Annotated in this window: 8 protein-coding genes; 4 read left to right on the top strand and 4 right to left on the bottom strand. The window is 48.2% G+C overall.

The annotated features are described in order from the left end of the window. The coding region (locus tag ACTHUE_RS09775) for a phosphate acyltransferase (protein WP_440423380.1) at positions 1–185 on the top strand (185 nt) is incomplete at its 5' end. A gap of 117 nt (positions 186–302) precedes the next feature. Then, positions 303–1,388 (top strand): tRNA (uridine(54)-C5)-methyltransferase TrmA, encoded by a 1,086-nt coding sequence (gene trmA / locus ACTHUE_RS09780; protein WP_049335430.1) that lies wholly within the window; start codon positions 303–305, stop codon positions 1,386–1,388. A gap of 69 nt (positions 1,389–1,457) precedes the next feature. Here trmA and ACTHUE_RS09785 read toward each other — a convergent pair whose 3' ends face one another. Further along, positions 1,458–2,498, bottom strand: a complete 1,041-nt coding sequence (locus ACTHUE_RS09785; RefSeq protein WP_049335428.1) for a zinc-dependent alcohol dehydrogenase family protein — start codon at positions 2,496–2,498, stop codon at positions 1,458–1,460. A gap of 162 nt (positions 2,499–2,660) precedes the next feature. On the opposite strand from ACTHUE_RS09785, the gene mutY reads away from it, so the two are divergent. After that, positions 2,661–3,695 (top strand): A/G-specific adenine glycosylase, encoded by a 1,035-nt coding sequence (gene mutY, locus ACTHUE_RS09790; protein ID WP_440361147.1) that lies wholly within the window; start codon positions 2,661–2,663, stop codon positions 3,693–3,695. 6 nt (positions 3,696–3,701) lie between these two features. Here the strand turns inward: mutY and ACTHUE_RS09795 are convergent, their stop codons facing one another. Beyond that, positions 3,702–4,058: a hypothetical protein gene (locus ACTHUE_RS09795; RefSeq protein WP_049348955.1), complete on the bottom strand. Its 357-nt coding sequence runs from the start codon at positions 4,056–4,058 to the stop codon at positions 3,702–3,704. Positions 4,059–4,061: 3 nt separating this feature from the next. After that, on the bottom strand, positions 4,062–4,259 hold the full coding sequence (locus tag ACTHUE_RS09800; RefSeq protein ID WP_036491686.1) for a zinc-finger domain-containing protein: 198 nt from the start codon (positions 4,257–4,259) through the stop codon (positions 4,062–4,064). 112 nt (positions 4,260–4,371) lie between these two features. Between ACTHUE_RS09800 and ACTHUE_RS09805 the strand changes: the two genes are divergently transcribed. Continuing rightward, the gene (locus tag ACTHUE_RS09805) at positions 4,372–4,866 is read left to right on the top strand and encodes a DMP19 family protein (RefSeq protein WP_440361153.1); all 495 of its coding nucleotides are present in this window, start codon (positions 4,372–4,374) and stop codon (positions 4,864–4,866) included. Positions 4,867–4,928: 62 nt separating this feature from the next. On the opposite strand, the gene ACTHUE_RS09810 is transcribed toward ACTHUE_RS09805, so the two are convergent. Next, entirely contained in the window at positions 4,929–5,702 is a 774-nt protein-coding gene (locus tag ACTHUE_RS09810; RefSeq protein ID WP_150537636.1) for a M48 family metallopeptidase, read from the bottom strand. Positions 5,703–5,885: the final 183 nt, after the last annotated feature.

Consider the following 5,885-nt stretch of genomic DNA (forward strand, 5'->3'; position numbering starts at 1 on the left):
CAGACCTCAATACCGGCAACTGTACTTACAAAGCCGTACAACGCAGCGCCAACGTCCTGAGCGTAGGCCCGTTGTTGCAAGGTTTGCGTAAACCGGTTAACGACTTGTCCCGCGGCGCATTGATTGAAGACATCGTCTTCACCATCGCCCTGACTGCCGTTCAAGCCAAACAAATGCAAGGCTGATTGACAAGCTGATGCTTTGAAATCAAAGGCCGTCTGAAACCGATGTTTCAGACGGCCTTTCGTATATTTGCGCCAACTATATTATAATTCGCCATTATTTTCTGAAAGACTGCCCCAATGACTGCCTACCAGCAACAACTAGCCGACAAAAAGCAATATCTTCAGCAACTTTTCCAAGGACTGGATTTTCCTGAAATCGAAGTCTTTGAATCTCCGGAACAGCATTACAGAATGCGTGCCGAGTTCCGCATCTGGCATGAAGGCGGCGAAATGTTTTATGCCATGTTTGAGCGCGGGCAAAAGGCAAGTGGGGCAAGCCTGATCCGTTGCGACCAATTTCCTGCCGCGTCCAAATCCATCAATGCCTTGATGCCGAAACTGATTGAAGCCGCGTCCAATCATCCCGAACTGAAAAACCGCTGGTACGCCGTCGAATTTTTATCCACTTTAAGCGGCGAAATGCTGGTGACCATGATTTACCACAAGAAGCTGAACGACGCATGGCAACAAGCCGCGCAAGAGCTGGCGCACAATTTGGGCATTCATATCATCGGCCGCAGCCGCGGACAAAAAATCGTATTGAGCCAAGATTTTGTGACCGAAGCATTGGAAGTCAACGGCAAGACCTTCCGCTATCGTCAAATCGAGGGCAGCTTTACCCAACCCAATGCCCAAGTGTGCCAAAAAATGCTGACTTGGGCGTGTGATGCCGCGCAAAACTTAGGCAAAGACCTGCTTGAGCTGTACTGCGGTAACGGCAATTTCACCCTGCCGCTTTCGCAACATTTCAATCAGGTGCTGGCAACCGAAGTTTCCAAAACTTCCGTCAACGCCGCCCAATGGAATATTGAAGCCAACCAAATTACCAATCTCAAAATCGCTCGTCTGTCTGCGGAAGAATTTACCGAGGCCTACACGCAAAACCGTGAATTCCGCCGCCTGCAAGAACAAGGCGTCGACTTGAAAAACTATGATTTTTCAACCATTTTCGTTGATCCTCCACGCGCTGGTGTTGATGATGAGACGCTCAAATTAGTTGCCCAATTCGACAACGTCCTCTATATTTCCTGCAATCCTGAGACCCTGCGCACCAACCTCGACACGCTCTGTCAAACCCATACCATCGAACGCGCCGCCCTGTTCGACCAATTCCCATTTACCCACCATATCGAAAGCGGCGTTTGGTTGAAGAAGAAAAAATAAAACCATACAAAAAGGCCGTCTGAATGTTCAGACGGCCTTTAATTAACGGCATATTAAGTGATTTTCAAATCAATCCGCTTCCAAAACCACTTTCATGGCTTGGTTTTCAGCAGCGTGTTTGAATACATCGTAAGCTTTTTCCAATTCGCTGAATTTGAAATGGTGGGTCATCATCTTGGTGTAATCCACTGAGCTGCTGGAAATGGCTTTCATCAGCATTTCGGTAGTATTGGCGTTAACCAGGCCGGTAGTAATGGCAAGGTTTTTAATCCACAGTTTTTCCAGTTTAAAATCAACGGATTGACCATGTACACCAACCACAGCAATATGGCCGCCAGGTTTCACGATGTCTTGGCACATATTCCAAGTCGCAGGGATACCGACCGCTTCGATGGCGCAATCTACGCCATCTTCGCCGACGATAGCGGCAACTTGCTTGCTCACATCGCCGGAAGCAGGGTTGATGGTATGGGTCGCGCCCAATTCTTTCGCCAGTTTCAAGCGGTTTTCGTCCATATCGCAAACAATGATGGCGGCAGGGCTATACAGTTGCGCAGTCAACAACGCAGACATACCAACAGGGCCTGCGCCTGCGATGAATACGGTATCGCCGGGTTTCACATCGCCATATTGCACGCCGATTTCGTGGGCGGTCGGCAAAGCATCGCTCAACAGCAAGGCAACTTCTTCGTTGACGTTGTCAGGCAGCGGAACCAAGCTGTTGTCGGCATAAGGCGTACGGACGTATTCGGCCTGAGTACCGTCAATCATATAACCCAAGATCCAACCACCGTTGCGGCAGTGTGAATAAAGTTGGATTTTACAGTTGTCGCAAGTACAGCATTTGCTGACACATGAAATAATGACTTTATCACCGACTTTGATGTTTTTTACAGCATCGCCGACTTCTTCTACAATACCGATGCCCTCATGACCGAGGATACGACCGTCGGCAACTTCAGGGTTTTTCCCTTTCCAAATACCCAAGTCAGTACCGCAAATCGTGGTTTTAACAATTTTGACGACTGCATCGGTCGGATCGATAATTTGAGGGCGGGGCTTTTCTTCAAAACGGATGTCGTTTGCGCCGTGATAAACCATTGCTTTCATGTGAATCTCCTTGAGCGGTTAATAAACTTTAACAATACTGCGTAAATCCACGTTAACTATATTTATATACCCCTCCACCAGATAAGTCAATTCTGATTATTATTTATAATATTATGATATAACGTATTGTTTTAAAAATAAATAATTAAAAGGTAAATATTAATGAACATACCCACATCATTCGCACGCCGACTCATTGATTGGCAACGGCAACACGGCCGTCACGACTTGCCTTGGCAGGTCAAAGATCCTTATTCCGTCTGGCTTTCAGAAATCATGCTCCAGCAAACGCAGGTTGCCACCGTATTGGACTACTATCCGCGTTTCTTAGCCAAATTCCCAACTGTGCAATCTCTTGCCGCCGCGCCGCAAGACGAGGTTTTATCTTTATGGGCAGGCTTGGGCTATTACAGCCGCGCACGCAACCTGCACAAAGCCGCGCAACAAGTCGTCGAACAATCCGGCGGTATCTTTCCTTCCGAGCGCAAAGACTTGGAAACGCTCTGCGGCGTAGGCAGAAGTACAGCCGCCGCCATTTCTGCCTTCGCCTTCAACCGCCGCGAAACCATCTTGGACGGAAATGTCAAACGCGTTCTCTGCCGTGTTTTTGCCCAAGACGGCAATCCGCAAGACAAAAAATTTGAAAACTCGCTCTGGTCGCTCGCCGAAAGCCTGCTGCCGTCTGAAAACGCCGATATGCCTGCCTACACGCAAGGCTTGATGGACTTGGGCGCAACAGTATGCAAACGGACAAAACCTTTGTGTCATCAATGCCCTATGGCAGACATCTGCGAAGCAAAAAAACAAAACCGTATTGACGAGCTGCCGCGCAAAAAAATCACCCTTGAAGTACATACCCTGCCGCTTTACTGGCTGATTATTCGTAACCAAGACGGCGCATTATTGCTTGAAAAACGCCCTGCCAAAGGCATTTGGGGCGGTCTGTATTGCGTACCCTGTTTTGAAAAATTAGACGATTTGTATGCTTACGCCGAACGCTTCGGCATTGTTTCAGACGGCCTTGAAGAACAAACCACGTTTACCCACCGCCTGACCCACCGCTTATTGATGATTACCCCTTTTCAGACGCAACAAAGGCCGTCTGAACATCTTTCAGACGGCCTTTGGGTATCATCGGAACATTTGGCAGATTATGGTTTGCCCAAACCTTTAATCAAATATTTGGCAAACGGCTAAACCGCCCTATTCCACAATCTCTTTAAATACAACTTCTTTTCCGCCTCGAATCAATACGGCAAACCCATCGCCAATCTGCCAACGCGAGCTTGGATTGGCGTACTCGACGCCCTGACTGCGCAAGCGGACTTGCACCAGTTTCTCAACCGTATTGCCTTCACGCAGCTCAACCATCATCGGGCTGTGGCTGTTGATATAAATTGCAGTAATCGTCCGACCTTGTGCGGATTGATAACGGACAGAATACGTCTGCGCCTGTGCAATGACCGGTAACGGCGCATCAGGGCGCACGGCCTTATACGAGCCGCATGCAGCGCACAAACTCAGGCACAAGGCGCAGATGATTTTGTTCAACATAGGCATAGATTAGTAATGGTGATGCGGAATCTCGCCATCAAGACGGTAATAAGTGCTGCAATACGGGCATTCAATCTCACTGTTGGACTGAATCGGCAAGAACACGCGCGGATGGCCGTTCCATGTCTCATGATTAGGGCCGGAGCAATGCAGCGGCAAATCCTGCGGCTTGATGACTACAACGTTTTTTTCAGATTGTGTACTCATGGTTTGGTTCCTCACTATGTTTTCTTATCTTCCGATATTGTAAAGCAAAACGGCCGCTAGGTTCAGACTGAAACATTATATAATCACTTTTTTCAGACGGCCTTTGATGATGATGACCACCCTGCTTAGCATTCAAGATTTCGATACTTCCGATTCCGCTTCATTTCTTTATACACTCAGCGCAGCCTATTTGGACCACACCGAACAGGCAGGCGACGAGGAAATGTCCGGTCTCAACGACGAACAGCATACATTGACCGCCCTTTGCTACCTCGACAGCCAGGTTCAAGAAGGCGGCTTCGTACAGCTTATCGCTTCAGGATACGGAGAATACATCTTCGGCAACCCGGTTGCCGACAGCCTGCGCCGCTGGCGCATCAAGCCGATACCGAAAATCTTAGACAAAGCCAAAGCCCTGTACGAAAAACACGGCGAAGCCATTGAAAAAATGGCAGACGAACAAAGGGATTTCGACGAAATCCGCAAAGCTTTTCCCGATTTTGAAGAACTTGACGGCGATTATTATGACGTTGCCGACGAAGACTTGGAAACCGCAGCAGCCTACGTTCAGGCAAATTGGGATAAATTTGCAAAACTGTCAGACTGAAACCTAAAACTTTGCCGGTTTGAATCATCCGTTCAAACCGGCAAAATCATCAATACGTCGAATTAACGTTTGTTCTTCTGATAAATCGGCATTACTTCAGGCAACATTTTGCGGATTGCATTGATACGCGCCTGATTGGTCGGGTGGGTCGACAAAATAGACAATGAGCTGCCGCCCTGTACTTTGTTCATTTTTTCCCACACGCTTACCGCAGCCTCAGGGTTGTAGCCTGCTTCAGCCATCAAACGCACACCGCCGGCATCCGCTTCGCTTTCCTGATGGCGCGAGAACGGTTTGGTTGCCAATAAATCTGCACCCAAGCCAACCAAATCACCATCCACACCGGTTGAGCTGGCCAAAATCGAACCGCCCAAGCCGGTCAACACTTGTCCGCCCAAAGCTTTTTTGCTGTGTTCCAACAGAGCATGGGTCATTTCATGGCCGACAACGGCGGCAATTTCAGCATCCGTCAGCTTCAATTTTTCTACTATGCCGGTGTACACGGCCATTTTACCGCCCGGCATCGCCCATGCGTTCATTTCATCACTACGGATAACGTTCATCTGCCAATTGAAAGGCACGCCGGTTTTGTTAGCGCGCTCAGCATGAGGACGCAGACGTGCAAACACACGTTGAACACGTTGAGCAGTTGGAGAGGAAACATCCAAAGCTTTTTGACCACGCGCTTTTTGAATGACTTGTGAATAACTTTTAGCCGCGTCTTCATTTAAAGTCGCAGTATCGTAGCCAACCATATCCGCTACAGAAGTACAGCCGGTCAACGCCAAAATCACGCCCATGCCGGCCCAATATTTTTTATTCCATTTTTTCAACATGTTTTCTCTCTGTGTTTTTAAGTTAATGTAACGACATTGTACCCAAATTTAATACACTTTACACAAAAGGCCGTCTGAACGGTTTCAGACGGCCTTTAAGCGTAATATTTAAGAACGGCGCTGCAGCATCCAAGACTCAATCTTACGCGCATCGTTCACGCGGGTTGTGGAAGACGGAGAGTT

The organism is Neisseria sp. P0021.S005, assembly GCF_051956955.1.